Genomic DNA, 904 nt, shown 5'->3' on the forward strand with positions numbered 1-904 from the left:
GGAATCTCAATTGATTTCTTTTCCTAAGGGTACTGAGATGTTTCACTTCCCCTCGTTCGCCTCGCAACACTATGTATTCATGTTGCGATACCTACCTTATGGTAAGTGGGTTTCCCCATTCAGAAATCTCCGGATCACAGGATATTTGCCGCCTCCCCGGAGCTTATCGCAGGCTATTACGTCTTTCTTCGCCTCTGACTGCCAAGGCATCCACCACATGCACTTAATTACTTGACTATACAACCCCAAACAGTCGTTTGATCCTACAAGTAGATCAACCAACATAACAGTTTAGAGCACTGTGAATTTAATCACCGTACAGCTTCAATTTAATTCATATACCAAAACGCTTGATTCAGTTAATTTCGCTAGTAACTCATTTCTTTCATCTTCACATCACAGTAATAAATCACTGCTAGTGTTAATGTCAGTTATGAGTATGAACAAATTATTTCAACTCAAATATATTCTGTTAATGATTTTTCCAGCCTTCGTCAGGTCAGGAAACTGTGATAAATCACAGAGATTAATAACAATGCCGCGCATTATACGCCGCTTTCTTACTAAGCTCTATAAGCTATCTTGCTGTTTGTATGTTTCTTAGCTCATCTTACGTTTGCTTGATCATTTGCAAATCAATGTAAGTGATGGTGGAGACTAGGAGAGTCGAACTCCTGACCTCCTGCGTGCAAAGCAGGCGCTCTACCAACTAAGCTAAGTCCCCAGCTTATCAATAAGTCAATGTTCTGATTTTCTGTTTGCTGCATTTTATTCAAATGCTTCGTTAGTCAGATTTGGTGGGTCTGACAAGACTTGAACTTGTGACCCCACGCTTATCAAGCGTGTGCTCTAACCAACTGAGCTACAGACCCTCAGATACATCGTCATGAAGAACAACTTGTTG

The 904-nt window shown here is 40.8% G+C and carries 2 tRNA genes and 1 rRNA gene; all 3 read right to left on the reverse strand.

From position 1 onward, the window contains the following. Nucleotides 1–237, reverse strand: a 23S ribosomal RNA gene (locus tag B9T26_RS15500); the annotation flags it as partial. Nucleotides 238–648: 411 nt separating this feature from the next. Then, nucleotides 649–724, reverse strand: a tRNA-Ala gene (locus B9T26_RS15505). Nucleotides 725–795: 71 nt separating this feature from the next. After that, nucleotides 796–872 (reverse strand) — tRNA-Ile (locus B9T26_RS15510). Nucleotides 873–904: the final 32 nt, after the last annotated feature.

The organism is Acinetobacter sp. ANC 4169 (assembly GCF_002135355.1).
Classification (GTDB): domain Bacteria; phylum Pseudomonadota; class Gammaproteobacteria; order Pseudomonadales; family Moraxellaceae; genus Acinetobacter.